Below are 26,607 nucleotides of genomic sequence, written 5' to 3'. Positions count from 1 at the left end.
GAGTGCCCATGGGCCCTGCGCGTCCGTGCCCGCGCTTCCGCGGTGGTCGGCGGCCGGGGGGATGGGCGCCCCTGCGGGTGCCGGTGGTCCGGGTTCGGGCGGGCGGGAGAGGGCCCGCCGCGGGCGCAGCGGACTCGCGGACGGCGGCGGCGCGTACCGCCGTCCGTGGGCCCGCGCCCCGCCGGGAGGCCCTAGTTCTGGGCGGCCTCGGCCGCCGCCGTGGCGGCCGGCTCCGTCGCGTCGGGGAGGCGGCGACGGCGGCGGCGCTTGAGCAGTGCCCAGCGCCCGCGGGGACCGGAGACCGTGCCGGCGGCCGGGGTGACCTCGGTGCCGGCCTCGCCCGCGGCCTCCGCGGCGGCCTGGGCCACCGGGAGGAAGCCCTCGCCGCGCCGGGCGTCGGGGCGCTCGTCCTCCTCGGGCCACAGCCCGACGGCGGAGCACAGGGTCGGCAGCATCGCCATGGCCGCGGTCGCGTACCCCTCGGCCGACGGGTGGTAGTTGTCCGGGCCGAACATCTCGCGGGGGCGTGACTCGAACTCGGGCCCCAGAAGGTCGCCCAGGGACACGGTGCGGCCGCCGAGGCCGACCACCGCGATCGTCTGCGCGGCGGCGAGCTGGCGGCTCAGCCGGCGCGCGATCCAGCGCAGCGGCTGGTAGACCGGCTCGATGGTGCCGAGGTCGGGGCAGGTTCCGACGATCACCTCGCAGCCCGCCTCGCGCAGCCGCCGCACCGCGTCGGACAGCAGCCGCACCGAGACGGCGAGCGGCATCCGGCGCGTCACGTCGTTCGCCCCGATCATGATCACGCACAGACCGGGGGCGGTGCCGGGGCCGGACCCCAGCAGAAGATCGACCTGGCGGGCCAGGTCGTCGGACTGTGCGCCGGGGTTGGCCACGTTGACCAGCCGTACCGGCCGTTCGGCCACCGCCGCCACCCCTGACGCCAGCAGCGCGCCGGGGGTCTGGCTCGCCCGGTGCACCCCCTGGCCCGCCGCCGTGGAGTCGCCCACGAGGGCCAGCACGATCGGCCGCTCGTCGGTGCTCAGCGCGAAGGCGGCGCCGTAGACGCCGTCCGCTCGGGGCGGGACCGCGTCGGAGCCGCCGACGGCCCGCCGGGCGAGCGCGCCCTCGGTCAGCAGCAGGCCGACCGCGGCGCCGCCCAGCAGCCCGATGCCGCCTCCTCCGTACGCGGCGGCCGTCGCGATCCGCCGCGCCACCCTTGCCCTGGACAACGTCCACCTCCCGCGCCGGGTGTGCGGGCCCCCGTGGCCCGACCCGTACAACGATTTGTTGCCCCGTCCGGCGCCCGCCGCAACCGCTGCGCGGCCCGGACTCAGGTCAGCCGCTGCTGGGCGACGAACCAGGCGAGCTGGGTGCGGTTGGCGGTTCCGGTGGACTCCATCAGGGACCGGATCCTGCGCTGCAGTGTGCGCAGGGATATCCCGAGCTGGGAGGCGATGGCCTTGTCGGGCAGCCCGGACATCAGCAGTGAGAGCAACTGCTCGTCCAGTTCCGGGGAGTCGGGGAACTCCGGGTCCTCCTCGGTCTCCCCGCCGGGCGAGGGCATCCGCAGCGGCGTGCCGCGCAGCCAGCGGTCCTCGAAGAGCTCCAGGAGCGCGTCCACCAGGACCGAGGGGTGCAGCAGCAGGAGGCCGGCGGAGGAGACCACGGAGCGGTCGCGGCCGCCGGACAGCGGCAGCAGCGCCCGCTCGGCGTCGACGATCATCAGCTTCATCGGCACGCTCGGCGCCGCCCGGGCCAGCTCGCCCGGCTCGACGAAGCCCGGCATGTCCGCCGCACCCGGGTACACCAGCGCCGTCGTCTCGTACAGCGAGCGATACTCCACCCCGGCGGTCAGCCGCTCCTTCTGCACGATGTTGCCCGCCGCGGCGACGTACGGCGGCCGCACGAAGGTCAGCACCTCCTTGCGGGCCTCGCGCTGCAGCTGTTCGATCATGTGCTGCTGCTCAGCCTCGCCGTGGATCACCTCGGCGATCCCGCCCGGCATCACCGGCTCGGCCGGCCGTGACGGGCGTACGGCGGCGAGTGCCGTGAGCCGCTCCCGTACGGAGGCGAGACCGGACTCCACGGCCGCCAGACCGCTGAGGGCGGCGGCGTAGTCGGCGTTGCCCGTGCCCGCGTCGGCGGTGTCCGGGTGCTTCTCGTCAGGCATTGCTCACCCCCCGGTTGTACAAGCCCGGTGTCGTAACTGCGACGTGTCGTGATCGCGCCACGGTGCGACTCTACAACCGGACCTTCCGGGGCGTACGTAACACCGATGTGAAGCATGCCGGGCCCGGTCCCGGCAGGGGCGGCCCCGTGTGGGAAAACCGCTTACCCTGGCCTCACAATCACGGAGAACCCGGAGACAATGGTGCAGTTCCACGACTCGATGATCAGTCTCGTCGGCAACACCCCGCTGGTGAGGCTCAACAGCGTGACGGCAGGAATCCAGGCGACCGTCCTGGCCAAGGTCGAGTACTTCAACCCCGGCGGTTCGGTCAAGGACCGCATCGCGCTGCGGATGATCGAGGCCGCGGAGAAGAGCGGCGAACTCAAGCCCGGCGGCACGATCGTCGAGCCCACCTCGGGCAACACGGGCGTCGGCCTGGCGATCGTGGCCCAGCAGAAGGGCTACCACTGCATCTTCGTCTGCCCTGACAAGGTCTCCGCGGACAAGATCAACGTCATGCGGGCCTACGGCGCCGAGGTCGTGGTCTGCCCCACCGCCGTGGACCCCGAGCACCCGGACTCCTACTACAACGTCTCCGACCGGCTGGTGCGCGAGACCCCGAACGCCTGGAAGCCCGACCAGTACAGCAACCCCAACAACCCGGCCTCGCACTACCACTCCACCGGCCCGGAGCTGTGGGAGCAGACCGAGGGGAAGATCACGCACTTCGTGGCGGGCGTCGGCACCGGTGGCACCATCTCCGGAACCGGCCGCTACCTGAAGGACGCCTCGGACGGCAGGGTGAAGGTCGTCGGCGCCGACCCGGAGGGTTCCGTCTACAGCGGCGGCTCGGGCCGGCCGTACCTCGTCGAGGGCGTCGGCGAGGACTTCTGGCCCACCGCCTACGACCGCACTGTCGCGGACGAGATCGTGGCGGTCTCGGACAAGGACTCCTTCCAGATGACCCGCCGCCTCGCCAAGGAGGAGGGCCTGCTCGTCGGCGGCTCCTGCGGCATGGCCGTCGTCGCGGCGCTGCGCGTGGCCGAGCGGCTCGGCCCGGACGACGTGGTGGTCGTCCTGCTGCCGGACTCCGGCCGCGGCTACCTGTCGAAGATCTTCAACGACGAGTGGATGGCCGACTACGGATTCCTGGAGGAGGGCACCGGCCAGGCCCGTGTCTCCGACGTGCTGGACCGCAAGGACGGCGGCATCCCGCACCTGGTGCACATGCACCCCGAGGAGACGGTCGGCCAGGCCATCGAGGTGCTGCGCGAGTACGGCGTCTCGCAGATGCCGATCGTCAAGCCCGGCGCCGGCCACCCCGACGTCATGGCCGCCGAGGTCATCGGCTCCGTCGTGGAGCGGGAGCTGCTCGACGCGCTGTTCACCAAGCGCGCCACCCTCGACGACCCGCTGGAGCGGCACATGAGCGCGCCGCTGCCGCAGGTGGGCTCCGGCGAGCCGGTCGGCGACCTGATGGCCGTGCTGGGCTCGGCCGACGCCGCGATCGTGCTGGTCGAGGGCAAGCCGACGGGCGTGGTCAGCCGCCAGGACCTGCTCGCCTTCCTCGCCGAGGAGGCGAAGTAGCGGCACCCCGGGGCGCCCCCGGGGGGCTCCGCCGCAGGTTCGCGGAAGTGGTACACCCACGTCACGTACCCGCAGCACGCCCTTAACACGGCTCCGGCACATTGGTGGATGTCGGCGGACGGCGCACCGGTCGCCCGGCCGACACCACGGATGTGGCACCAAGGACCTCCGGAGCGGCTCCCGGACTCCATGGTGACCCCAGGACGCGTGACCCGGCCCTGATCCGGCCCGCGTCCCTCGCGGGGACCGCCGTCGTCCCGCCCCCCGGGTGACCGGGGGTGCGGCGGTTCCCGCGCAATCTGTGGAAGAGCGGTCCGCGCCACGCGCGGGCCGCTCTTCTGGTTGAGTGGCCGCCGTGATCAGCGCACAGACGTTCGCAGCCGTCGAGGAGTCCATACGCGCCGTGGCCGACGAGGAGGCGCTCGCCCGCTTCGGCCGCCTCGCCGAGGGCGACGTCGACGAGAAGAAGGGCCCGCTGGACCTCGTCACGGTCGCCGACCGCCGCGTCGAGGAACGCCTCACCCGCGCGCTCACCCGCCTCCTGCCGGGCTCCCGCGTCATCGGCGAGGAGGCCGTGCACGCGGACCCCGCGCTGCTCGGGGCGCTGCTGGGCGAGGATCCCGTCTGGATCGTCGACCCGGTCGACGGCACCTCCAACTTCGTCCGCGGCGACTCCGCGTTCGTCACCCAGGTCGCCCTCGCCGCGCGCGGTGAGCTGCTCGCCTCCTGGACGTACCGGCCCGTCGAGGGGATCCTCGCCACCGCCCGGCGCGGCGAGGGCGCGCACGCGGGCGGCAGGCTGCTGCGGGCGGCCCCCGGCGGCGCGCAGCACGCGGACGAGGTGCTGCTGGTGGCCGGCGCCCGGCCCGCGCACCTCACCGACGACCAGCACCGGCGGCTGTACGAACTGGGGGCGGCGCACGGCGTCAAGCCCTGGGCGAGCGGCTCCGCCGGCTGCGACTACCTCGACGTCGCGCTCGGGCGGCTGGACGCGGCCACCTACGCCTACGACAACCCCTGGGACCACTCCGCCGGCATCCTGCTGGTCGCCGAGGCGGGCGGAACGGTGCTCGGCGCGGACGGGCTGCCGTTCCGCATGGCCGCCGGGCCGCTGCCCTTCGCCGCGGCGCGCGACGAGAGCGCGGCCCGCCGCGTCGTGGCGCTGCTCACCGCGTAGCGGCGCCGGACCCGGGAGCCCGCGTCGCGGCGCGCGCGTGCGCCCCGCCGAGAGCGGCCACGGGGCCAGGGCCGCCGGGGGCGGTCGTCTCCCCGCCGTGACGTCTTCAGGGTGACGGGGTTGTCCACAACCTGCGGGCGGTCCACAGGATCCGGGCAAGATCATCTCGTGGGCGGCGTTCCGCCTACCGTCTTCGACATGAGATCGACCACCGCAACTCCTCGCCGTCGCGGGCATCCCTCCGCGTCTTTGGCCGCCGCGGCGTCCGCGGCATCCACGAGCGCAGCCCCGGCCGCCCTCGCCGCGCTCAGCGAACGTTCTCCCACGATTCCCGGGTGGCGCGGGAACCGGGCCCGCGGGCGGGCACCCGCGGGGGTGTCCCGGCCCGAGCGGGGACCGCCCGCCGCCGGGCGGTCAGTCCTCCCAGGCGTCCGGGTCCTTGCCGCGGCGCGGGGCGGCGCTCCGCTCGTGGAACAGCCACCCCAGCGAATGGGCGGCGTTGACGGCGACGATGCCGATCCAGGCGACGAGCAGCCCGGCCAGGTCGGCCTTGTCGGCCGCGATGGCCGACAGCGGGATGGCCATGATCAGGGAGAACGCCCCGAAGCCGTAGCGGGCGCCGAAACGGCTGCCGCCCCGGCCGTGCGACTCCGGGCCGACCCGGCGTCCGGCACGGGCGAACGCCGTCTGGCTCTCCGCCAGTTCGCGGCGCACCTGCCGCTCGACCTGGGAGTCGATGCGCCGGTCCATCTTCTCCAGGAAGGAGTCGATGAGGGCCGACTCGTACTCCTCCCCCAGGTCCTTGCGAGCCTGGATGGTGGCGGCGAATTCCTTCTTGAGCTCTGGGTCACGGGCGTCCATGACGCCACCGTACGGACCGCACCGCCCGGCGGCACTGGGGGAAACCCCCGAACCTTCTCAGGGGTCGCCCCCAGTAGGGTCGTCCCGTGACCGGACCCGTGCCGCGCCTGCTGACCGCCCTCCACGACGCCCCGTCCGACCGCCCGGACGCGGTCACCGTCGACGGACGCACCTGCTCACGCGAGGATCTGCTCGGCGCCGCGGGCGCGTTCGCGGCGCGCGTCGCGGGTGCCCCGGCGGTCGCCGTGCACGCGACGCCGTCCCTGGAGACGGTCGCGGCGGTCGTCGGCGGTCTCCTGGCGGGCGTCCCGGTCGTGCCGGTGCCGCCCGACGCGGGGCCGGCCGAGCGCGACCACATCCTGCGCGACTCCGGGGCCGTGCAGGCGCCCCCCGCCGTCCTCACCGAGCGCCGGCCCTGGGACGGTCCCGAGCCGGACCCGGACACCACGGCCCTGGTGCTGTACACCTCCGGCACCACCGGGGCGCCCAAGGGCGTCCTCGTACCGCGCCGCGCGGTCGCCGCCGACCTGGACGCCCTCGCCGGGGCCTGGGAGTGGACGCCCCAGGACACCCTCGTCCACGGGCTGCCGCTGTTCCACGTGCACGGTCTGGTGCTGGGCGTGCTCGGCGCGCTGCGCACCGGGAGCCGTCTGGTCCACACCGGCCGCCCGACGCCGCAGGCGTACGCGGCGGCGGGCGGCAGCCTGTACTTCGGCGTGCCGACCGTCTGGGGCCGGGTCGCGCGGGACGCGGAGTCCGCCCGGGCGCTGAGCGGCGCCCGGCTGCTGGTCTCCGGCAGCGCGCCGCTGCCGGCGCCGGTCTTCCGCGACCTGGAGGCGCTGACCGGGCAGCGGCCGGTCGAGCGCTACGGCATGACCGAGACCCTGATCACGATCAGCACCCGGGCGGCCGGGGAGCGGCGCCCCGGCTCCGTCGGGCTGCCACTGCCGGGGATCCGCACCCGGATCGCCGCCGAGGCGGGCGCGGAGATCGGCGAGCTGCAGCTCACCGGGCCCACCCTCTTCGACGGCTACCTGGGACGGCCGGAGGCGACGGCGGCCTCGTACACCGAGGACGGCTGGTTCAGGACGGGGGACATCGCGGCGATCGAGCCGGACGGCATGCACCGGATCGTCGGCCGGGCGTCCACCGACCTGATCAAGTCCGGCGGCTACCGGATCGGCGCGGGCGAGGTGGAGAACGCCCTGCTGGACCACCCCGCGGTGCGCGAGGCCGCCGTGGTGGGCGCCCCGCACGCCGACCTCGGCCAGGAGATCGTGGCCTACGTGGTGGCGGACGGGGTCGGTGAACGGGAGCTGATCGACTTCGTCGCCGGCCACCTGTCGGCGCACAAGCGCCCCCGCAAGGTCCGCTTCCTCACCGAGCTGCCGCGCAACGCGATGGGCAAACCGCAGAAGAAGCTGCTGCCGCCCGCGTGAGCCGGGGCGCCTTGCCCTCCTGTATGGAATCATGCAGAGTCATCGGCACATGAATGGCCGAGCGGAGAGGGCGTCATGGCCACCGAGAACGCCACCGGAGCCGCCGGGACGGACACCGCGTCGGCGCGTCTGGTGAAGCTGTTCGAAGCGCACCGGCTCACGCCCACCCAGCGCCGCATCGCCCACTGCCTCGTCCGCCGGGCCGCCGACGCGCCCTTCCTGTCCAGCGTCGAGGTCGCGGAGCTCGCCGGGGTGAGCCAGCCCTCCGTGACCCGCTTCGCCGTCGCGCTCGGCTTCGACGGCTACCCGGCGCTCCGCCGCCACCTGCGCGAGGTCGCCCCCGCCGCGCGGCCCCAGGGGGAGCCGGCCGGGGACGCGTACAACGAGTACCAGGAAGCGGTGCAGGCCGAGATCGAGAACCTGCGGCACCTCGCCGCGCTGCTCGCCGACCCGGCCCCCGTCGCCCGTGCCGGCGCCCTGCTCGCCGCGTCCCGGCCGCTGCCCGTGCTGGGACTGCGCGCCGCGGCCGCCCAGGCCCGGGGCTTCTGCTACTTCGCGGCCAAGGTGCACCCCGACGTCCGCCTCCTCGACGAGGCCGGCAGCATGCTCGCCGACCGCGTGGACGCGGCCGTACGGGCCGGAGCGAGCGCCCTGCTGTGCTTCGCGCTGCCCCGGCATCCGCGCGAGGTGGTCGAGGCACTGGAGTACGCCCGCTCGTGCGGGCTCACGACCGTCACCGTCGCCGACAGCGCCTTCGCGCCGGTCGCCGCCCACTCCGACGTCCTGCTTCCGGCGGCCGTCGGCACGGGGCTCGCCTTCGACACCGCGTGCGCGCCGATGCTGCTCGGACGGGTGCTGCTGGAGGCCGTGTGCGACGGGCTGCCGGACGCGCAGGCGCGGCTGGAGGAGTTCGACGCCAAAGCCGCGGCGCAGGGCCTGTTCGTGGAGTGACCGGCGCCCGGCCCGGGGTCAGGCGCGCGCCCCGTCGTGCTCCACGAGCAGATGGCGGGGACCGCGCAGCACCGGACTGCGCCGGTACGGGGGCGGGTCGTCCACCAGCCGCAGGCCGTCCAGGGCGCGCAGCAGGGCGGTGAGGGCGATCTGCGCCTCCAGCCGGGCCAGCGGCGCCCCGAAGCAGCTGTGGACGCCGCTGCCGAAGCCCAGGTGCTGGTTGTCGGTGCGCTGCGGGTCGAACCGGTCGGGGTCGCGGAACCGCTGCGGATCGCGGCTGCCCGAGGCGAGCACGAGGATCAGCGGCGCCCCCTTGGGCACGGTGACCCCCGCGACCTCGACGTCCACCAGCGGGGTGCGTTGCGGCAGCATCTGCACGGGCGGCTCGAACCGCAGCAGTTCCTCCACCGCCTGCGGCATCAGGGCCGGTTCACGGCGCAGCAGCTCCAGCTGGTCGGGCCGGCGCAGCAGGGTGAGCATCCCGTTGGTGATCAGGTTGACGGTGGTCTCGTGCCCGGCGACGAGCAGCAGCACCGAGGTCACCATCAGCTCGATCTGGGTCAGCCCGCCGGCCGGGTCCTGGTCGTTGACGAACGCCGACAGCAGGTCGTCGGAGGGCTTGCCACGCCGCCCCTCGGCCAGCCCGCCCAGGTAGACGCCCATCGCCCGGCGGGCCTCGGTCGCGGCCTGCGTGCGCTCGGTGGGGTCCTGGTCGGGGTTGAGGTCCAGTCCGCCGACGATCGCGTCGGACCAGCCGCGGAACTTCGGCTCGTCCTCCGGGGGCACGCCCAGCAGCCGGCAGATCACGGTGACGGGGAGCGGGTAGGCGAAGTCGTCGACGACGTCGACGCGCTGCTTGCCGCGGAGCCCGGCGACGAGTTCGTCGGCGATGCGGACGATCTCACCGTGCATGGCGTCCACCCGGCCGGGGGTGTGCGGCGGGCCGAAGGGCCGCATCGTGGTGCGGCGGAGCCGGTCGTGCTCGGGGTCGTCCAGGCCGATGAAGGACGGCGCCAGCTCCGCGGCCAGCCGGGCCTCCTCCGGGTCGCTGCGGTGGCGCCGGTCGGAGCTGATCCGCGGGTCGTGGAGCAGGGCCGTGATCTCGTGGTACGTGCCGACGAGATAGCTTCCGTCGTCCTGCGGCGCCACCTTGCTCTCGCGGAGTTCGGCGTACAGCGGGTACGGATCGGGCCGGCTGGCGTAGTCGGTGATCCTTCGGAACAGCGTGTCCGCAGCCATGCGCGGGGGCTCCTCGTCGTCGGGGGCCCCGGCGTCCTGCCACGGCCCGTCCGCGGTGCGGTCGGCGGCGGCCTCAGCCGCCGGGACGCACCAGGGTCAGGCGCCGGTCCGGCAGATGACCGGTGAGGGCGACCGTCGGGCCGTGCGAGAGCACAGCCGGGTCGGGCACGTCGGACGGCAGGGGGATCATCGGGGCGGTGCGGTCGGCGGCCCCGGGCTCGGGCGGGAACGGCGCGGCCGTCTCGATCAGGTTCTGGTAGTAGTCCAGCCACTTGGCCCGGTTCACCGACACCGCCGCCGTGATCCGGCCCTTGTAGCCGTAGACGACGACCAGCCGGGCCTCGCGCAGCGAGCCCTGGGCGACGACGACCTGGTCGGAGTAGGTGGGCACGCCCACCGACTTGATGTTGTGGCCGAACTGGCTGGACCAGAAGGTCGGCACCGCCAGGTGCGGCCGCCGGAAGGGCCCCGTACTGACCATGTTGTGCGCCGCCACCTCGGCCTGCGCGACCGCGTTGCCCCAGTGCTCCAGGGCGATCAGCTGGTAGCCGAAGAGCGGGTGCGGGAAGCGGGCCACGTCTCCGGCGACGAACACGTCGTCGGTGACGATGCCGTACATGTTGAAGGCGCGGCAGCCGGCGTCGCACGTCACGCCGCGCGGGCCCGCGGCCAGCCCCGACTCGGCCAGCCACTCGGTGTTGCGGACGGCGCCGAGGGCGACCACGGCCACGTCCGCCTCGACGGTGCTCCCGTCCGAGAGACGGGCGCCGGTCAGCCGGCCGTCACCCTCCAGTGAGGTGACCTGCACCCCGCAGCGGAGGTCGACCCCGTGCCTGCGGTGCATCTCCGCGGCGACCGCGGCGAGCGTCCCGCCGAGCGCGCCCACCAGGGGCGCGGGGCCGCGCTCCACCACGGTCACGGGGATGTCCCGCTCCCGGCAGGCGGAGGCGATCTCCGAGCCGGTGAACCCGGCGCCGATCACCAGCACCCGCCGCGGCCCGGCGTCCAGCCGTTCGGCGAGCCCGGCCGCGTCGTCACTGGTCCGCAGCGCGAACACCCCGTCCAGGGCGGCCTCGGCGGGGTTCGGCCAGGGGCGCGCGCGGGTGCCGGTGGCGATCAGCAGGCGGTCGTACGGCACCTCCTCGCCGTTCGCGAGGAAGACCCGCTTGCCGATCCCGTCGACCCCCGCGGCGGCGACGCCCAGCTTCCACTGCGCGTCCACCGGGCGGCGCGCGGGGAGCCCGGTCGCCGTCGCGGGCACCCGGCCGAGCAGCACCTGCTTGGACAGCGGCGGCCGGTCGTACGGCGGGTGCGGTTCGTCGCCCACCAGGGTCAGCGAGCCCTCGAACCCCTCGTCGCGCAGCGTCTCGGCGGCCCGCAGACCGGCCAGGGACGCGCCGACGACGACGATGCGCCCGTCGCGCAGCTCACCGGACATCGGCACCAGCCGCCCCGCCCGTGAGGATGGCCTGCACCGGGCACGCCACCGCGGCCCGGTGGACGCGCTCCTGCTGGTCCTCCGGTACGGCCGGGACGTACAGCAGCGCTTCCTCGCCGTGCAGCTCGAAGACCTCGGGAGCGAGGAACGCGCACTGCGCGTAGGCCTGGCAGCGATTGAGGTCGACCACGATGTTCATACGCACCACTCCAGCCCCAGAGGCCCCTGGTTTCAGTGGTATCACTGCCTCCCGAGCCCCGCACGCGGTGCCGTTCTCACGGAATTCTGATGTTCCGTGAGTAACCTCCCTCCCCAGCACTCTCGGATCGAGCCGTGGAGGAGGAGGCAGCGGTGGTGCGTGGGGCGTATGTGCTGGCACGGGTGGCGGTCCTGGTACGGGTGCCGGGGCGGTGGCTGTGGTGGCTGGGGGTCGTGGCCGCGGGCGTCGGGGTCTTCGTGCCAGGACTGACCGGCCGCCGCATCGGGGTGCTGGGCGGTGCGGCGCTCTTCGTGGTCGCCGCCGTGGTGGCCTTCCTGGCGCGCCGGCGGCGGTACACGGCCCTCGCGGAGACGGCCGAGCGTGCGCCCCGGAGCGTCTTCCTGCAGGACCGCCGGGTGACCGCGCGCGCGTGGGTCCGGGCCCGCCGGTGGTGGCTGCTCGGGGCGTTCGTGGCGGCCCTCGCGTCCGGTGCCGCGGCGCCGGCGGCGGCCGGGATGCTGCTCGCGGGGGCCGGGGCCGGGCTGTGGGCGAAGGCGGTGCGCCTGGGGCGCTGGGAGCGGGCCCACGACACGCTGCTGTGGGTCCGGCCCGAGCACGCGGGACGCGGTCCGGCCGCCCGGTCCGTCCCCGGATACGAGGCCACGGGGCCGGTGGCCGGCGACGCCGGTCCCGGCGGCTCCCCCCGCCGCCGTGCGGCGGCGGCGGGCTGAGCCGTCCGGGTGACGGGCGGCGCCGGTTCAGCCGCCGCTCTCCCGTACGAGGTCCTCGAGGGTCTGGGCGCGCCGCAGGGTGCTGAAGGCCGGCCCGGGCCCGGAGTAGCCGTGGACGGCGGGGCGGGGGAGTGAGTTGTACGCGAAGTGAGTCGAGAAGTAGTACGCCCCCGTGTCGGGCAGCGCCACGAGGTCGCCCTCGGCGAGCAGCGGCAGCTCGCGCGCCGTCGCGACGAGGTCGCCCGCGAAGCAGCACGGCCCGGCGACGTCCTGGACGACCGGCTCGCCGTCCTTGGGCCGCCCCTTCGGGTCCAGCGCCAGCACCCGCAGCGGCCAGGCGCCGGGCGCGAAGACCGTACGCGTGGCGACCTGGGCGCCGGCGTGCGTCACGGCGATCGCGCGGCCCCCGGCGCGCTTGGCGTACTCCACCCGCGCCAGGATCGTGCCCTGCTTGGCCACCAGCGAGCGGCCGAACTCCGTGACCAGGGCGTACCGCCCGTCGAAGAGCCCGGGCACGGCGGCGCGGAGTGCGTCGGCGTAGGCACGGAAGCCCGGGCGCACCTCGTCGGAGGCGAAGTTGACCGGCAGGCCGCCGCCGATGTCGAGGGTGGTGACCTGCCGCCGCCCGGCCGCCGTGTTGATCCGCTCGGCGAGCTCGTGGGCCGCGCGGACGCCGGCCGCCATCAGTTCCAGGGGCACGCCCTGCGACCCGGTGTGGGTGTGCAGCCGGGTCAGCCAGGGCCGGTCGAGGTAGGCGCGGACCACCCAGTCCACCGCGCCCTCGTCGCGCAGGGCGACGCCGAACTTCGACGTGGCCGTGGCCGTGCTCATCGCCCCGATGCTGCCCGCGCCGACCTGGGGGTTGACCCGCAGACCCAGCGGGGCGGCGGTGGTGCCGGGCGGCACCAGCCGGTCCAGGCGGGCCAGCTCCTGCGGGTTGTCGGCGTTGAGGGCGATGCCGAGGGCGAGCGCCTGCCGCAGTTCGTCCGGGGTTTTGGCGGGGGAGTCCAGCACGATCATGCCGGGGGGTACGCCCGCCGCCCGGGCCAGGGCGAGCTCGCCGGGGCTGGCGACCTCCGCGCCGATGCCCTCCTCGGACAGCAGCCGCAGCACCGGCACCAGCGAGGCCGCCTTGACCGCGAAGGTGTGGGTGACCTCCACCCCGGGGGTGGCGAAGGCCGCCCGCAGATCGGCGGCGGCCGCCCGGACCCCGTCCAGGTCGAGCAGTCCGACCACGGGCCTGTCGGGGCCGATCAGTCCCCGCTCGACCGCCGCGCGCAGTGCCCGTTCCCGTCGTGCCGCAGGTTCCTCGGTCATACGGCCATCGTGTCAGGCCCGGGCCGGCCGGGGCGGGCCCGTGAGGGGCGGGCCCCGGGCGGGTACGACCTTCCGAGGGGACATGTGACCCGGAACGTCCCCACGGCAGGCCCAGGAGAGGCACGGCGACCCGGTTGACTAGTGCTATTCAGCAGACCAGGATGTGAATGACTCAATCCAGTCGCGAGGAGGCAGGGGCATGACCGGAACCGGTGCCGGAGCGAGGACCGTACGCGCACCGCGCGGCAGCGCGCTCACCACGCAGGGCTGGCAGCAGGAAGCCGCGCTGCGCATGCTGCAGAACAACCTCGACCCCGAGGTCGCCGAGCACCCCGAGAAGCTGGTCGTCTACGGCGGCACCGGCAAGGCCGCCCGCGACTGGCGATCCTTCGACGCCATGGTGCGCACCCTGCAGAGCCTCAAGCAGGACGAGACGATGCTCGTCCAGTCCGGCCGCCCGGTCGGCGTCATGCAGACCCACGAGTGGGCGCCGCGCGTGCTCATCGCCAACTCCAACCTCGTGGGCGACTGGGCCACCTGGGAGGAGTTCCGCCGCCTTGAGGCGCTGGGGTTGACCATGTACGGCCAGATGACGGCCGGTTCGTGGATCTACATCGGCACCCAGGGCATCCTCCAGGGCACCTACGAGACCTTCGCCGCCGTCGCCGAGAAGAAGTTCGGCGGCAGCCTGGCCGGGACCATCACCCTCACCGCCGGTCTCGGCGGCATGGGCGGCGCCCAGCCGCTCGCCGTCACCATGAACGGCGGCGTCGCGATCTGCGTCGACGTCGACCCGCGCGCCATCGAACGCCGCATCGAGCACCGCTACCTGGACGTGCGCGCAGACTCCCTGGAGCACGCGCTCGCGCTGGCCACCGAGGCCCGCGACCGGCGCAAGCCGCTGAGCATCGGCGTCCTCGGCAACGCCGCCGAGCTGGTGCCGCAGCTGCTGGCCATGGACGCGCCCATCGACATCGTCACCGACCAGACCTCCGCCCACGACCCGCTGGCGTACCTGCCGATCGGCGTCGACTTCGAGGACATGGCCTCGTACGCCGCCGAGAAGCCCGCCGAGTTCACCCAGCGCGCCCGCGAGGCGATGGCGAAGCACGTCGAGGCCATGGTCGGCTTCATGGACGCGGGCGCCGAGGTCTTCGACTACGGCAACTCCATCCGCGGCGAGGCCCAGCTCGCGGGCTACGAGCGGGCGTTCGCGTTCCCCGGCTTCGTCCCGGCCTACATCCGCCCGCTGTTCTGCGAGGGCAAGGGCCCCTTCCGCTGGGCGGCGCTGTCCGGCGACCCGGCCGACATCGCCAAGACCGACAAGGCGATCCTGGAGCTCTTCCCGGAGAACGAGTCGCTGGCCCGCTGGATCAGGATGGCCGGTGAGCGGGTCCACTTCCAGGGCCTGCCCGCGCGCATCTGCTGGCTCGGCTACGGCGAGCGCGACAAGGCCGGCGAGCGCTTCAACGAGATGGTCGCCGACGGCACCCTGGCCGCCCCGGTCGTCATCGGCCGCGACCACCTCGACGCGGGCTCGGTGGCCTCCCCGTACCGTGAGACCGAGGCGATGCTCGACGGCTCGGACGCCATCGCCGACTGGCCGCTGCTCAACGCCATGGTCAACGTCGCCTCCGGTGCCTCCTGGGTCTCCATCCACCACGGCGGCGGCGTCGGCATCGGCCGCTCCATCCACGCCGGCCAGGTCACCGTCGCCGACGGCACCAAGCTGGCGGGCGAGAAGATCCGCCGCGTGCTCACCAACGACCCGGGCATGGGCGTCATCCGGCACGTCGACGCCGGGTACGAGCGCGCCGAGGAGGTCGCCGCCGAGCGCGGTGTGCGGGTTCCGATGCGCGAGGGCGCCGAGAGCGCCGAAGGCGGGGAGGCGTGACCTCCTCGTTCCACGGGATGTGGGCGGAGTTGCGGCCCATCGGCCGCGACTCCGGCTCCGGGGGCTACCGCCGCTACGCCTGGACCGGCGCGGACACCGACTGCCGCGCCTGGTTCCGGGCGCAGGCCGAGAGCCGCGGTCTGGCGTACGAGCTGGACCGCAACGGCAACCAGTGGGCCTGGCTCGGCGACGCCACCGCGGGGGACGCCGTCGTCACCGGCTCGCACCTGGACTCGGTACCCGACGGCGGCGCCTTCGACGGCCCGCTCGGCGTCGTGTCGTCCTTCGCGGCGCTGGACGAGCTGCGCGCCCGCGGCGCCGCCCCCGTCAGGCCGCTGGCGATCGTCAACTTCGGCGACGAGGAGGGCGCCCGCTTCGGGCTGGCCTGCGTCGGCTCCCGGCTGACCGCCGGTCAGCTGTCCGCCGGGAAGGCCCGGGAGCTGCGCGACGGCGACGGCGTCACTCTCGCGCAGGCCATGGAACGCGCCGGGCACGACCCCGAGGCGATCGGCCCCGACCCCGAACGCCTCGCCCGCATCGGCGCTTTCGTCGAACTCCACGTGGAGCAGGGCCGCGCCCTGGCCGACACCCCGCACGCCGTCGGCGTCGCCTCCGCCATCTGGCCGCACGGCCGCTGGCGGTTCGACTTCCACGGCGAGGCCAACCACGCGGGCACCACCCGCCTGGAGGACCGCCGCGACCCGATGCTGACCTATGCCAACACGGTGCTGGCCGCCCGCAAGAAGGCGCGGCTCGCCGGGGCGCTGGCCACCTTCGGCAAGGTCGGCGTCGAGCCCAACGGCGTCAATGCCATCGCCTCCCTCGTGCGCGGCTGGCTGGACTCGCGCGCCGCCGACGAGGCCACCCTGGCCGAGGTCGTCGGCGAGATCGAGCGCGCCGCGGCCGAGCGGGGCGAGCGCGACGGCGTCCGGGTCGAGGTCACCCGGGAGTCCTTCACCCCGGTCGTGGAGTTCGCGCACGACCTGCGCGACGAGCTCGTCAAGCTGCTGGGGGAAGTGCCCGTGCTGCCGACCGGGGCGGGACACGACGCCGGCATCCTCTCCGAGGCCGTCCCGACCGCCATGCTGTTCGTGCGGAACCCCACCGGGGTCTCGCACTCCCCGGCCGAGTCGGCCACCGAGGACGACTGCCTGGCCGGGGTGACCGCACTCGCCGACGTACTGGAGGGCCTGGCGTGTCGCTGACGCCGCAGAGCTACTGGGCCGAGTACGCGTGGACGGGCGGCCGCGTCGAACGGGGCGTGGTCGTCGACACCGCCGCCGACGGCCGGATCGCCGCCGTGCGCACCGGGGCCGCCGCGCCGCCCGTCGGGGCCGTGACGCTGCGCGGGCTCACCCTGCCGGGCCTGGCCAACGCCCACAGCCACGCCTTCCACCGGGCCCTGCGCGGCACCGTGCAGCAGGGCAGCGGCACCTTCTGGACCTGGCGCGAGGCGATGTACCGGGTGGCGGCCGCGCTCACCCCCGACACGTACTTCGACCTCGCCCGCGCCGCCTACGCGGAGATGGCGCTGGCCGGCATCACCTGCGTCGGCGAGTTCCACTACGTGCACCACCGGCCGGGCGGCGCGCCCTACGCGGAGCCCAACGCCATGGGCGAGGCACTGATCGCCGCCGCCGCCGAGGCGGGCATCCGGATCACCCTCCTCGACACCGTCTACCTCTCCTCCGGCTTCGGCGCCGCCCCCGAGCCGCACCAGCTGCGCTTCAGCGACGGCGACGCCGAGGCCTGGGCCGAACGCGCCGACGCCCTCGCCGACCGGTCGCACGCGCGGATCGGCGCGGCGGTCCACTCGGTGCGCGCCGTCCCCGCCGACCAGCTGGCCGCCGTCGTGCGCTGGAGCGAGGACCGCCAGGCGCCGCTGCACGTCCACCTGTCCGAGCAGCCCGCCGAGAACGAGGCCTGCCACGCGGCGCACGGCGTCACCCCCACCCGGCTCCTCGCCGACCACGGCGTGCTCGGCCCGCGCACCTCGGCCGTCCACGCCACGCACCTCACCGACGAGGACATCGCGCTGCTGGGCGGCTCCGGAACCACGATCTGCATGTGCCCCACCACCGAGCGGGACCTCGCCGACGGGATCGGCCCGGCCAAGCGGCTGCAGGAGGCGGGCAGCCCGCTCAGCCTCGGCAGCGACAGCCACGCCGTGATCGACCTGTTCGAGGAGGCGCGGGCCATGGAGCTGGACGAGCGGCTGCGCACCCGCACCCGCGGGCACTGGACCGCCGCCCAGTTGCTTCGCGCCGCCACCGCCGACGGGCACGCCTCACTCGGCTGGGCCGACGCGGGGCGGCTGGAGGCGGGCGCGCTCGCGGACTTCACCACGATCGCGCTGGACAGCGCGCGCACCGCGGGCCCCCCGGCCCGGCTCGGCGCCGAGACCGCCGTCTTCGCGGCCACCGGGGCCGACGTCCGCCACACGGTGGTCGGCGGCCGCCACGTCGTCCGCGACGGCGCGCATCAGCTCGTCCACGACGTGGGCGCGGCCCTGGGAGCCGCGATCTCCGCCGTCCCCGCCGCCGAAGGAACCCCGTCATGAGCAGCAGCGTCATCACCCGCATCGGCAGCCTGGTCACCAACGACCCGGCGCTCGGGCAGGGCCCGCTCGGGCTGCTGGAGGACGCGGCGCTCGTCATCGACGGCGAGCACGTGGCCTGGGTCGGCCCCTCCGCCGCGGCGCCCGCCGCGGACGAGTCGTACGACGCGGCCGGACGGGCGGTCATCCCCGGCTTCGTCGACTCCCACTCGCACCTGGTCTTCGCCGGCGACCGCACCCGCGAGTTCAACGCCCGCATGTCCGGGCAGGCGTACACCGCCGGCGGCATCCGCACCACCGTGGCCGCCACCCGCGCGGCGAGCGACGAGGAGCTGCACGCCAACGTCGCCCGCTACGTCGCCGAGGCCCTGCGCCAGGGCACCACCACCATCGAGACCAAGTCCGGCTATGGCCTCACCCCGCACGACGAGGCCCGCGCCCTGCGCATCGCGGGCGACCACGCCGACGAGGTCACCTTCCTCGGCGCGCACATCGTCGCCCCCGAGTACGCCGACGACCCGGCCGGCTACGTCGACCTGGTGACCGGCCCCATGCTCGACGCCTGCGCCCCGTACGCCCGCTGGGTCGACGTCTTCTGCGAGCGCGGCGCCTTCGACGGCGACCAGGCCCGCACGATCCTCACCGCCGGCGCCGCCCGCGGCCTGGTCCCGCGGGTGCACGCCAACCAGCTCGGCCACGGTCCGGGCGTGCAGCTCGCCGTGGAGCTGGACGCGGCCTCCGCCGACCACTGCACCCACCTCACCGACGCCGACGTCGACGCGCTCGCGAGCGGCCGCACGGTGGCGACGCTGCTGCCCGGCGCCGAGTTCTCCACCCGCGCGGTCTACCCCGACGCGCGCCGGCTGATCGACGCGGGCGCGACGGTCGCGCTGTCCACGGACTGCAACCCCGGCTCCTCCTTCACCAGTTCCATGCCCTTCTGCGTGGCCGTCGCGGTACGGGACATGCGGATGACGCCCGACGAGGCGGTGCGGGCCGCGACCCTCGGCGGGGCGCTGGCGCTGCGCCGGGACGACGTCGGACGGCTCGCGCCCGGCGCGCGGGCCGACGTGGTCGTGCTGGACGCCCCGTCGCACGTCCACCTCGCCTACCGGCCCGGGGTGCCGCTGGTGTCCGCGGTGTGGCGGCGCGGGGTGCGCGAATCGATCTGACCCGCGCCGGGCGCGGGCGGGTGCGGCCGTTTCACCCCCCGCCCGCCGGCGCCGGCGCCACGGGCCGGTCCTGAGAACGCCGAGGGCCCGGTGAGGGAAGTCTCACCGGGCCCACCGCGCCGTACCGGGAAGGGAAGGGGAAGGGGAAGGGAGCGGGTCACTCCTCCACGAGCAGCCCCCGCCGCAGACGCCCGAGGGTGCGGCTGAGCAGCCGGGACACATGCATCTGGGAGATGCCCAGCTCGACGCCGATCTCGGACTGCGTCATGTTGCCCACGAAGCGCAACGAGAGGATCTGCCGGTCGCGCGCCGGGAGCTCGGCGATCAGCGGCTTGAGGGACTCCACGTACTCGATCCCCTCCAGACCATGGTCCTCGTAGCCGATGCGGTCGGCGAGCGCCCCTTCGGTGTCGTCCTCCTCGGGCTGGGCGTCCAGCGAGCTCGCGGTGTACGCGTTGCTCGCGCTCATGCCCTCGACGACCTCTGCCTCGGTGATCTGCAGCCGGTCGGCCAGCTCGGCGACGGTCGGCGCGCGGTCCAGCTGCTGCGCGAGCTCGTCACCGGCCTTGGCCAGGTCCAGCCGCAGCTCCTGCAGCCGCCGCGGCACCCGCACGGACCAGGAGGTGTCGCGGAAGAAGCGCTTGATCTCGCCGATGATGGTCGGCATCGCGAACGTGGGGAACTCGACCCCGCGGCTCAGCTCGAAGCGGTCGATGGCCTTGATCAGCCCGATCGTGCCCACCTGGATGATGTCCTCGACCGGCTCGCTGCGGGAGCGGAACCGGGAGGCGGCGAACTTCACCAGGGCGAGATTGAGCTCGACCAGGGTGTTGCGTACATAGCTGTACTCCTGGGTGCCCTCCTCCAGCGTCTCGAGTCGCTGGAAGAGCGTCTTGGACAGGGCCCGTGCGTCGACCGGACCCACCTCGTCGAAGGGCGGGATCTCCGGGAGGTCCTCCAGGCCCTCCGGTGTTCCGTGTTCCTCGTGGACGCCGGCCTCGGTGGTCGCCGACGCGTCGTGCGCGTCGAGACGGGGTGCCATGCTCTCCTCCCTCGGGGTGCGGCGGCAGGGCAAGCGGAGCGTGAAATTCAGCCCACACTCAACGCCTACCCCGTTCGGCATGGATATTGCAACCCGGGGGCCACCGATCTGCGGACGCCGCCGGAGCGACTACCACCCAGGTCAGGAAGCGCGTAGGGTGCGAGAAGCGGATCGCCGAGTCGTCCGGGAGGAGTGTGCATGGACCGCGAGACGGTGGACACGACCGGGCGTGACCGGCTGCACGTTTCCGTGCAGCGGTACGGCACGAAAGCGGTCGTCGCGCCCGCCGGTGAGCTCGATCACCACACGGCCGACCTGCTGCGCGAGCCCCTCGACACCCTGATCGAGGACGGCTTCGGCACCCTCGTGGTGGACTGCACGCAATTGGAGTTCTGCGACTCCACCGGACTCAATGTCCTGCTCGGCACCCGGCTGAAGGTCGAGGCCGCGGGCGGTGCGGTCCATCTGGCCGGGATGAAGCCGGCCGTGGCCAAGGTGTTCGCCATCACCGGCGCCGAGGCCGTGTTCACCGTCCACGACACCCTGGACGACGCACTCAAGGAGTGACCCTCCGTGGCGGCTCCTCAGGGGGGCGCCACGGCACGCCCTGTTTCGTCCGCACCCGGAGGTGTTCACCGGAGCGGCCCGGGCAGGAGAGATCTCGGGATCACTTCGGACACTGCCGGACATCGGTGAGTGGAGGCGCTGATGAGCACCACCCGGCCACCTGCGGCCGACGACCGCGGCCCGGACCCGGGCGATGCGGAAGTGCCGCCGCGCGGTCAGGCCGACCAGGACGGCGAGGCACGTCGGCTGTCACTCGCCGACGTGGCCGGCGTGGTGCCCAGCGCGCGTGATTTCACCCGCCGCGCACTCCACGACTGGGGCTGGCTGCCGGCCGACACCGCGGACCGCCGTGCGGCGGCGGAGGACGTCCTGCTGGTGGTGTCGGAACTGGTCACCAACGCCTGCCTGCACGCGGGCGGTCCCGAGGAGCTGCGGCTGTTCCGGCATGCCAAGGCCCTGCGCCTGGAGGTCGCCGACGGCGGCGCCGGCAGCCCCGCCCCGCGCACCCCGCACCGGGCCGGACGCCCCGGTGGGCACGGGATGTTCATAGTGCAGCGGCTCTGCCTGGACTGGGGGGTCGTGCGCCACGCCGACGGCCGGCCGGGCAAGACGGTCTGGGCCGAGGTCGCCTCCCCCGCCTGAGCCGGATGTCTTCCCCTCTTTCCCTCCCGGGCGTGCTGTCGCCTCACACCTGATGGAGCGTCAGTAATTTCTGGGGGAAGGGAGGCATCTGGTGTCACTCCCCAAGCGCGAGGCGGCCGCGGCGTCGACCGCTGTCGCCGTCATGGCGGCAGGCGGCCGTTCTCGGCGGCGCCCCGGCCGCGTACGCGACGGTCGGGGACGTCACGTACGACTGCAGGACGCCGATCGGCGACAAGAGCGCGGTCTCGCCGGTGCAGATCAACGCCGAGGAGAAGGGCGGCGCCCACGACCTCGTCGTCCACTTCGGCGAGTCCGTCATGGCAGCCCGGCCCACGTACCCGCCGACTCCGTCAAACCCTCGATGAAGGTCGAGGCGGCGGCGCGGACCAGGGCGAGGTCGCCGTCGAGGGCCCCACCAACAAGGACCCCATCAAGGCCGGCGACCCCATCGAGATCCCCGACCTCACCGGCACCTACACACCCGCCCACGACGGGAGGGCCACCCTCACCCCGGGCGTCCTGACCGTCGAGGCCCTCGGCACCACCACGACCTGCACCCCCAACGAGGACCCCGGGGTCTCCCTGACCCTGGACGTCACCGGGCAGGAGGGCGGTATCACCGGCGGTTCCGGCGGGTCGTCCGGCACGTCCGGCGGCACGGCCACCACCTCCGGCGGCCTCGCCGACACCGGTGCCTCCGACCGGGCGTCCCTGCACGCCCCCGCCCTCGTCGCCGGGACGGCGCTCCTCCCCGGCGGTGCGGGCTTCACCTTCACCCCGTGGAGCCGCCTGCGGCGCTGACCCGGCGACGCCGCGCGCACGCCGGGCCGGGGCGGCCGACGGAGGGGCCGCGTGCCGTCCTAGCCGTCCAGGTCCTCGATCGAGGCGGTGGAGGGGCCGCGCTTGCCCGCGAGCCCCGCCGCCACCGATCCGGCGTCGCGCAGCACGCGGACCGCGTTCCGCCATGCCAGCTTCGCGAGGTCGTCCTCGGACCAGCCGCGGCGCAGGAGTTCGGCGAACAGCCGCGGATAGCCCGAGACGTCGCCCAGGCCCTCGGGGAGGTGGACGACCCCGTCGTAGTCGCCGCCGAGGCCGAGGTGGTCGACGCCGGCGACCTCGCGCATGTGGTCGAGATGGTCCGCGACGGTGCCGATGTCCGCGAGCGGCCGGGGGTGTGCGGCCGAGTAGGCCTCCTGGACGGCCTGGGCCTTCGGCGACTGGTCGAGCGGGTGCAGGCCGTGGGCCTTCATGTTCTCGTTCGCGCCGACGATCCACTCGGCGGCCGCCGGCAGGATGAACTGCGGCACGAAGGTGGCCATCGCGACGCCCCCGTTGCGGGGGAGCTGCTCCAGGACGTCGTCCGGGATGTTGCGGACGTGGTCGCACACTGCGCGCGAGGAGGAGTGCGAGAACAGCACCGGGGCCTCGCTGACCCGCAGCGCCGCCCGCATCGTGCCGGGCGAGACGTGGGAGAGGTCGACCAGCATGCCGAGGCGGTTCATCTCGCGGACGACCTCCTCGCCGAAGGCGGTCAGGCCGCCGTGCCGCGCCTCGTCCGTGGCCGAGTCCGCCCAGTCGATGGTGTCGTTGTGGGTGAGCGTCATGTAGCGCACGCCCAGCGTGTACAGCATCCGCAGCACCCCCAGGGAGTTGGCGATGCTGTGGCCGCCCTCGGCCCCCATGAGGGAGGCGATGCGGCCCTCGGCGCGGGCGGCCTCCATGTCGTCCGCCGTCACCGCCAGGCGCAGCGCGTCCGGGTGACGGTCGACCAGGCGCAGCACGCAGTCGATCTGCTCCAGGACGGCGACGACCGCGTCGCCCCCGGTGAGGTCGCTGCGGACGTACACCGACCAGAACTGCGCCCCGACGCCGCCCGCCCGCAGCCGGGGGATGTCGGTGTGCAGGTGGGCGGACTGGTCGGTGGCGATGTCACGCCGCTCGAGGTCGTAGCGGACCTGCTCGCGCAATCGCCACGGGAGGTCGTTGTGTCCGTCCACCACGGGGTGGGCGGCGAGCAGTTCCTGTGCGCGTGCGAGCAGGTCCATGGACTACTTCTTCCCTCCGAAACCGAAGCCGGCCGACCCCTCCACCTTGGCACGCAGGCGCTTGCCCTTCTCGGTGGCCTGCTGGTTCAGCTCGTCCTGGAAGTGCCGCATGCGCTCCAGCAGTTCCGTGTCGTGCGCGGCGAGCATGCGCACCGCGAGCAGGCCCGCGTTGCGGGCTCCGGCCACCGAGACCGTGGCGACCGGGACACCGGCGGGCATCTGCACGATGGACAGCAGCGAGTCCATGCCGTCCAGGTACTTCAGCGGCACGGGCACGCCGATCACCGGCAGCGGAGTCACCGACGCCAGCATCCCGGGCAGGTGCGCGGCGCCGCCGGCGCCCGCGATGATCGCCTTGAGGCCGCGCTCGGCGGCCTGCTCGCCGTACGCGACCATCTCGCGCGGCATGCGGTGCGCGGAGACGACGTCGACCTCGTAGGGCACCTCGAACTCGTCCAGCGCCTGCGCGGCGGCCTCCATGACCGGCCAGTCGGAGTCGGAACCCATCACGATGCCGACCAGCGGCCCAGCGGGATTGCTCACTCTTGGATCGTCCCTCGCAGGTAGTCGGCGGCGTGCCGGGCGCGTTCGCGCACCTCGGCCAGGTCGTCGCCGTAGGTGTTGACATGGCCCACCTTGCGGCCGGGCTTCACGTCCTTGCCGTACATGTGGATCTTCAACTGCGGGTCCCGCGCCATGCAGTGCAGGTACGCCGCGTACATGTCGGGGTAGTCACCGCCGAGCACGTTCGCCATCACCGTCCACGGCTGGCGCGGGCGCGGATCGCCGAGCGGCAGGTCGAGGACCGCGCGCAGGTGGTTGGCGAACTGCGAGGTTATGGCGCCGTCCTGGGTCCAGTGGCCGCTGTTGTGCGGGCGCATGGCCAGTTCGTTGACGAGGATCCGGCCGTCCCGGGTCTCGAAGAGCTCCACGGCGAGGTGACCCACCACGCCCAGCTCCTTGGCGATGGTCAGCGCGAGCCGCTGGGCCTGCGACGAACGGGCTTCCGGCAGCTCGGGCGCCGGGGCGATGACCGTGTCGCACACGCCGTCGACCTGGATGGACTCCACCACCGGGTAGGCCACCGCCTGCCCGTGCGGGGAGCGCACGACGTTGGCCGCCAGCTCCCGTACGAAGTCGACCTTCTCCTCGGCCAGCACCGGCACGCCGGCCCGGAACGGCTCGGCGGCGCCGGCCTCGTCGCGGACCACCCACACGCCCTTGCCGTCGTAGCCGCCGCGCACCGTCTTCAGCACGACCGGATACCCCTCGCCCTCCTCGGCGAAGCGCGTCACGTCGGCCGGGTCGGAGACGATGCGGTGCCGCGGGCAGGGCACGCCGATGGAGTCGAGCTTCGCCCGCATCACGCCCTTGTCCTGGGCGTGCACCAGCGCCTCGGGCCCGGGGCGGACGGCGATGCCGTCGGCCTCCAGCGCCCGCAGGTGCTCGGTGGGGACGTGCTCGTGGTCGAAGGTGATCACGTCACAACCGGCGGCGAACGCGCGCAAGGTGCCGAGGTCGCGGTAGTCGCCCACCACGACCTCACCGGCGACCAAGGCCGCGGAGTCCACGGGTGTGTCGCTGAGGAGTTTGAACCTGATGCCGAGCGGGATGCCCGCCTCGTGGGTCATACGGGCGAGCTGGCCGCCGCCGATCATGCCGACTACGGGGAATGTCACAGTCACCAGGATATCTGGGCATCAATGACGCACCGACCGCCGTCCCGGAGGGGCCCCGGATAGCATGAAGGTCACTGACCAGACACAGACGGGGCCGAACGATCACATGGACGGTGCGGCAGGGCTGCGGAACCGGCTGACGGCGATGTCCCGCGAGATCGCCAAGTTCGGCGCGGTCGGCGGGGCTGGGGTCCTGGTCAACATCGGGGTCTTCAACCTCGTCCGGCACACCACGGATCTCCAGGTGGTGCGGGCCGGCATCATCGCGACCGTCGCCGCGATCGCCTTCAACTACGTGGGGTTCCGCTACTTCACCTACCGTGACCGCGACAAGTCGGGCCGTACCCGCGAGCTGACCCTCTTCATGGTGTTCAGCGCCGTGGGCCTGGTGATCGAGAACGGGGTGCTCTACACGGCGACCTACGCCTTCGGCTGGGACAGCCCGCTGCAGAGCAACGTCTTCAAGTTCATCGGCATCGGCGTGGCGACCCTGTTCCGCTTCTGGTCGTACCGCAGCTGGGTGTTCAAGGCACTCCCCGTCCGCGAGCCGGCCGTGCACCAAGCAGAATCGTTCCTGGTCGCGAAGGGGAACGAGACCCCCGGCGCCCGGACCGGCACCCACGTCAGCTAACGCTTCTCCGCGCCCCTCCCGCGGGTGACCTGGTCCTCACGCGCCAGGAAGAGCGCGAAGACCGGCGGACGCTGCTGTAGGAGTTCGAGGCGGCCGCCGTCGGCCTCGGCCAGGTCGCGTGCGACCGCGAGACCGATGCCGGTGGAGTTGCGGCCGCTGACCGTCCGCTCGAAGACCCGCGCCCCCAGCTCCGGCGGCACGCCCTGGCCCTCGTCCGTGACCTCGACCACGACCTGCGTACCGGTGACCCGGGTGGTGATCGCGACCGTGCCGGAGCCGTGCATCAGCCCGTTCTCGATCAGTGTCGCCAGCACCTGGGCCACCGCCCCCGGGGTGCCGACCGCGCGCAGCCGGTTCTTGCCCGCGGAGGTGATGGCCCGGCCCGCGCTGCGGTACGCCGGGCGCCACTCCTCCACCTGCTGCTTGATCACGTCGTCGATGTCGAAGACGACCGCCGAGCCGGTCCGCGGGTCCCGCGCGTTGGTGAGCAGCCGCTGCACGACGTCCGTGAGCCGCTCCACCTGACCGAGCGCGATCGCCGCCTCCTCCTTGACGGCGTCCTCGTCCTCGGCCGTGGCGATGATCTCCTCCAGCCGCATCGACAGCGCCGTCAGCGGGGTCCGCAGCTGGTGGGACGCGTCCGCCGCCAGGCGCCGCTCGGCGGTCAGCATCCGGGCGATGCGCTCGGCACTGCGGTCCAGCACGTCGGCGACCCGGTCCAGCTCCGGGACGCCGTAGCGCCGGTGCCGCGGCCGGGGGTCGCCGGAGCCCAGCCGCTCCGCGGTCTCCGCGAGGTCCGTCAGCGGGCTGCCGAGACGCCGTGCCTGGCGCACCGCGAGGACGACGGCGGCCAGCACCGCCAGCAGCGCCACCGCCAGGATGATCAGCAGGGTGCGGCCGATCTCCTGGCTCACCTTGCTGCGCGACTCCTCGACGGTGACGGTCTCGCCCTGCTCGCCGGTCTGCCGCGAGGAGATCACCTGGCCCGTGGGCCTGGTGCCGATGGCGATCGGCTCCGCCCCCGGGATCTGCACCAGCGCGTACCGCCCGGGGGCGATCTGCTGGGCCAGCACCTCGCGGCTGATCCGCTCCTCGCCGATCATCCTGCTCTCGACGATGCCGATCAGCCGCACGGCCTCGGAGTCCACGCTCTCCTTGGCGCTGTTCTCGATCGTCCGGGCCTCCACCAGGACGAGGGAGACACCGAAGACGGCGATGACGACGAGCACCACGGCGAGCGTGGACTGGATGAGACGGCGGCGCATG

Annotated in this window: 24 protein-coding genes and 1 pseudogene; 13 read left to right on the top strand and 12 right to left on the bottom strand. The window is 74.0% G+C overall.

Annotated features, from left to right (window positions below; all coding sequences use genetic code 11):
• Positions 1–191: 191 nt before the first annotated feature.
• Positions 192–1,217: an SGNH/GDSL hydrolase family protein gene (locus PV342_RS37240; protein ID WP_329191154.1), complete on the bottom strand. Its 1,026-nt coding sequence runs from the start codon at positions 1,215–1,217 to the stop codon at positions 192–194.
• A gap of 116 nt (positions 1,218–1,333) precedes the next feature.
• Complete coding sequence (locus tag PV342_RS37235) at positions 1,334–2,173, bottom strand: helix-turn-helix transcriptional regulator (RefSeq protein WP_018559751.1); 840 nt, start codon at positions 2,171–2,173, stop codon at positions 1,334–1,336.
• Between the two features lie 201 nt (positions 2,174–2,374).
• Between PV342_RS37235 and PV342_RS37230 the strand changes: the two genes are divergently transcribed.
• Both PV342_RS37230 and PV342_RS37225 read left to right on the top strand, forming a co-directional pair.
• A complete protein-coding gene (locus tag PV342_RS37230) occupies positions 2,375–3,760 on the top strand; it encodes a cystathionine beta-synthase (RefSeq protein WP_329191155.1) in 1,386 nt (461 codons plus the stop codon).
• Between the two features lie 355 nt (positions 3,761–4,115).
• A complete protein-coding gene (locus tag PV342_RS37225) occupies positions 4,116–4,937 on the top strand; it encodes an inositol monophosphatase family protein (RefSeq protein WP_500320574.1) in 822 nt (273 codons plus the stop codon).
• A 414-nt stretch (positions 4,938–5,351) separates the two neighbouring features.
• On the opposite strand, the gene PV342_RS37220 is transcribed toward PV342_RS37225, so the two are convergent.
• A complete protein-coding gene (locus tag PV342_RS37220; protein ID WP_386988602.1) occupies positions 5,352–5,798 on the bottom strand; it encodes a hypothetical protein in 447 nt (148 codons plus the stop codon).
• A gap of 86 nt (positions 5,799–5,884) precedes the next feature.
• On the opposite strand from PV342_RS37220, the gene PV342_RS37215 reads away from it, so the two are divergent.
• Both PV342_RS37215 and PV342_RS37210 read left to right on the top strand, forming a co-directional pair.
• A complete protein-coding gene (locus tag PV342_RS37215) occupies positions 5,885–7,237 on the top strand; it encodes an acyl-CoA synthetase (RefSeq protein ID WP_500320572.1) in 1,353 nt (450 codons plus the stop codon).
• A gap of 75 nt (positions 7,238–7,312) precedes the next feature.
• Entirely contained in the window at positions 7,313–8,188 is an 876-nt protein-coding gene (locus tag PV342_RS37210) for a MurR/RpiR family transcriptional regulator (protein WP_386988608.1), read from the top strand.
• Positions 8,189–8,206: 18 nt separating this feature from the next.
• On the opposite strand, the gene PV342_RS37205 is transcribed toward PV342_RS37210, so the two are convergent.
• From PV342_RS37205 to PV342_RS37195, 3 genes are all read right to left on the bottom strand, one after another.
• Entirely contained in the window at positions 8,207–9,427 is a 1,221-nt protein-coding gene (locus PV342_RS37205) for a cytochrome P450 (RefSeq protein ID WP_018559745.1), read from the bottom strand.
• 73 nt (positions 9,428–9,500) lie between these two features.
• The gene (locus tag PV342_RS37200; RefSeq protein WP_386988611.1) at positions 9,501–10,865 is read right to left on the bottom strand and encodes an NAD(P)/FAD-dependent oxidoreductase; all 1,365 of its coding nucleotides are present in this window, start codon (positions 10,863–10,865) and stop codon (positions 9,501–9,503) included.
• A complete protein-coding gene (locus tag PV342_RS37195; protein WP_018559743.1) occupies positions 10,855–11,064 on the bottom strand; it encodes a ferredoxin in 210 nt (69 codons plus the stop codon). Before PV342_RS37195 ends, PV342_RS37200 begins: the two co-directional genes overlap by 11 nt.
• 134 nt (positions 11,065–11,198) lie before the next feature.
• Here PV342_RS37195 and PV342_RS37190 point away from each other — a divergent pair, with 134 nt between their 5' ends.
• Entirely contained in the window at positions 11,199–11,795 is a 597-nt protein-coding gene (locus PV342_RS37190) for a hypothetical protein (RefSeq protein ID WP_400802584.1), read from the top strand.
• Positions 11,796–11,822: 27 nt separating this feature from the next.
• Here PV342_RS37190 and PV342_RS37185 read toward each other — a convergent pair whose 3' ends face one another.
• Entirely contained in the window at positions 11,823–13,112 is a 1,290-nt protein-coding gene (locus tag PV342_RS37185) for a type III PLP-dependent enzyme domain-containing protein (RefSeq protein ID WP_400802582.1), read from the bottom strand.
• Positions 13,113–13,311: 199 nt separating this feature from the next.
• Between PV342_RS37185 and hutU the strand changes: the two genes are divergently transcribed.
• From hutU to hutI, 4 genes are read left to right on the top strand one after another with little or no spacing between them, the layout of a single operon-like run.
• Complete coding sequence (hutU, locus tag PV342_RS37180; protein WP_018559740.1) at positions 13,312–15,006, top strand: urocanate hydratase; 1,695 nt, start codon at positions 13,312–13,314, stop codon at positions 15,004–15,006.
• 17 nt (positions 15,007–15,023) lie between these two features.
• Complete coding sequence (locus tag PV342_RS37175) at positions 15,024–16,211, top strand: allantoate amidohydrolase (RefSeq protein WP_386988779.1); 1,188 nt, start codon at positions 15,024–15,026, stop codon at positions 16,209–16,211.
• Complete coding sequence (locus PV342_RS37170; protein ID WP_400802913.1) at positions 16,208–17,566, top strand: formimidoylglutamate deiminase; 1,359 nt, start codon at positions 16,208–16,210, stop codon at positions 17,564–17,566. Before PV342_RS37175 ends, PV342_RS37170 begins: the two co-directional genes overlap by 4 nt.
• Positions 17,563–18,735: an imidazolonepropionase gene (hutI, locus tag PV342_RS37165; RefSeq protein ID WP_400802579.1), complete on the top strand. Its 1,173-nt coding sequence runs from the start codon at positions 17,563–17,565 to the stop codon at positions 18,733–18,735. Before PV342_RS37170 ends, hutI begins: the two co-directional genes overlap by 4 nt.
• A gap of 157 nt (positions 18,736–18,892) precedes the next feature.
• Here hutI and PV342_RS37160 read toward each other — a convergent pair whose 3' ends face one another.
• On the bottom strand, positions 18,893–19,777 hold the full coding sequence (locus tag PV342_RS37160) for an RNA polymerase sigma factor SigF (protein WP_018559736.1): 885 nt from the start codon (positions 19,775–19,777) through the stop codon (positions 18,893–18,895).
• A 198-nt stretch (positions 19,778–19,975) separates the two neighbouring features.
• Between PV342_RS37160 and PV342_RS37155 the strand changes: the two genes are divergently transcribed.
• From PV342_RS37155 to PV342_RS37145, 3 genes and pseudogenes are all read left to right on the top strand, one after another.
• The gene (locus tag PV342_RS37155; RefSeq protein WP_500320568.1) at positions 19,976–20,344 is read left to right on the top strand and encodes an STAS domain-containing protein; all 369 of its coding nucleotides are present in this window, start codon (positions 19,976–19,978) and stop codon (positions 20,342–20,344) included.
• A 141-nt stretch (positions 20,345–20,485) separates the two neighbouring features.
• Positions 20,486–20,986, top strand: a complete 501-nt coding sequence (locus tag PV342_RS37150; RefSeq protein WP_361000718.1) for an ATP-binding protein — start codon at positions 20,486–20,488, stop codon at positions 20,984–20,986.
• A 200-nt stretch (positions 20,987–21,186) separates the two neighbouring features.
• Positions 21,187–21,787: pseudogene (locus tag PV342_RS37145) on the top strand (hypothetical protein); the annotation flags it as partial.
• Between the two features lie 59 nt (positions 21,788–21,846).
• On the opposite strand, the gene PV342_RS37140 reads toward PV342_RS37145, so the two are convergent.
• Genes PV342_RS37140 through PV342_RS37130 form a run of 3 tightly spaced genes read right to left on the bottom strand, consistent with a single transcriptional unit; the run spans position 21,847 to position 24,710 of the window.
• On the bottom strand, positions 21,847–23,031 hold the full coding sequence (locus tag PV342_RS37140; RefSeq protein ID WP_392603854.1) for a dipeptidase: 1,185 nt from the start codon (positions 23,029–23,031) through the stop codon (positions 21,847–21,849).
• Positions 23,032–23,034: 3 nt separating this feature from the next.
• Complete coding sequence (gene purE, locus PV342_RS37135) at positions 23,035–23,538, bottom strand: 5-(carboxyamino)imidazole ribonucleotide mutase (protein WP_051102095.1); 504 nt, start codon at positions 23,536–23,538, stop codon at positions 23,035–23,037.
• A 32-nt stretch (positions 23,539–23,570) separates the two neighbouring features.
• The gene (locus PV342_RS37130; protein ID WP_400802574.1) at positions 23,571–24,710 is read right to left on the bottom strand and encodes a 5-(carboxyamino)imidazole ribonucleotide synthase; all 1,140 of its coding nucleotides are present in this window, start codon (positions 24,708–24,710) and stop codon (positions 23,571–23,573) included.
• A 106-nt stretch (positions 24,711–24,816) separates the two neighbouring features.
• Here PV342_RS37130 and PV342_RS37125 point away from each other — a divergent pair, with 106 nt between their 5' ends.
• Entirely contained in the window at positions 24,817–25,341 is a 525-nt protein-coding gene (locus tag PV342_RS37125; protein ID WP_386988784.1) for a GtrA family protein, read from the top strand.
• On the opposite strand, the gene PV342_RS37120 is transcribed toward PV342_RS37125, so the two are convergent.
• Positions 25,338–26,606 (bottom strand): sensor histidine kinase, encoded by a 1,269-nt coding sequence (locus PV342_RS37120; RefSeq protein WP_018559727.1) that lies wholly within the window; start codon positions 26,604–26,606, stop codon positions 25,338–25,340. The genes PV342_RS37125 and PV342_RS37120 overlap by 4 nt on opposite strands.
• Position 26,607 lies beyond the last annotated feature (1 nt).

Source organism: Streptomyces sp. PA03-3a (assembly GCF_033792735.1).
In the GTDB taxonomy this organism is placed as follows: domain Bacteria; phylum Actinomycetota; class Actinomycetes; order Streptomycetales; family Streptomycetaceae; genus Actinacidiphila.
Note: the sequence above shows the minus strand (reverse complement) of the source record. Positions and strands in the feature narration are given on the sequence as shown.

Coding starts and splice junctions, on each gene's coding strand:
- PV342_RS37140 (WP_392603854.1), bottom strand. CDS start 23,031: ATGGACCTGCTCGCACGCGCACAGGAACTGCTCGCCGCCCACCCCGTG.
- PV342_RS37200 (WP_386988611.1), bottom strand. CDS start 10,865: ATGTCCGGTGAGCTGCGCGACGGGCGCATCGTCGTCGTCGGCGCGTCC.
- PV342_RS37120 (WP_018559727.1), bottom strand. CDS start 26,606: ATGCGCCGCCGTCTCATCCAGTCCACGCTCGCCGTGGTGCTCGTCGTC.
- PV342_RS37195 (WP_018559743.1), bottom strand. CDS start 11,064: ATGAACATCGTGGTCGACCTCAATCGCTGCCAGGCCTACGCGCAGTGC.
- PV342_RS37205 (WP_018559745.1), bottom strand. CDS start 9,427: ATGGCTGCGGACACGCTGTTCCGAAGGATCACCGACTACGCCAGCCGG.
- PV342_RS37175 (WP_386988779.1), top strand. CDS start 15,024: ATGTGGGCGGAGTTGCGGCCCATCGGCCGCGACTCCGGCTCCGGGGGC.
- hutU (WP_018559740.1), top strand. CDS start 13,312: ATGACCGGAACCGGTGCCGGAGCGAGGACCGTACGCGCACCGCGCGGC.
- PV342_RS37150 (WP_361000718.1), top strand. CDS start 20,486: ATGAGCACCACCCGGCCACCTGCGGCCGACGACCGCGGCCCGGACCCG.
- PV342_RS37160 (WP_018559736.1), bottom strand. CDS start 19,777: ATGGCACCCCGTCTCGACGCGCACGACGCGTCGGCGACCACCGAGGCC.
- PV342_RS37235 (WP_018559751.1), bottom strand. CDS start 2,173: ATGCCTGACGAGAAGCACCCGGACACCGCCGACGCGGGCACGGGCAAC.
- PV342_RS37125 (WP_386988784.1), top strand. CDS start 24,817: ATGGACGGTGCGGCAGGGCTGCGGAACCGGCTGACGGCGATGTCCCGC.
- purE (WP_051102095.1), bottom strand. CDS start 23,538: ATGGGTTCCGACTCCGACTGGCCGGTCATGGAGGCCGCCGCGCAGGCG.
- PV342_RS37185 (WP_400802582.1), bottom strand. CDS start 13,112: ATGACCGAGGAACCTGCGGCACGACGGGAACGGGCACTGCGCGCGGCG.
- PV342_RS37220 (WP_386988602.1), bottom strand. CDS start 5,798: ATGGACGCCCGTGACCCAGAGCTCAAGAAGGAATTCGCCGCCACCATC.
- PV342_RS37210 (WP_386988608.1), top strand. CDS start 7,313: ATGGCCACCGAGAACGCCACCGGAGCCGCCGGGACGGACACCGCGTCG.
- hutI (WP_400802579.1), top strand. CDS start 17,563: ATGAGCAGCAGCGTCATCACCCGCATCGGCAGCCTGGTCACCAACGAC.
- PV342_RS37155 (WP_500320568.1), top strand. CDS start 19,976: ATGGACCGCGAGACGGTGGACACGACCGGGCGTGACCGGCTGCACGTT.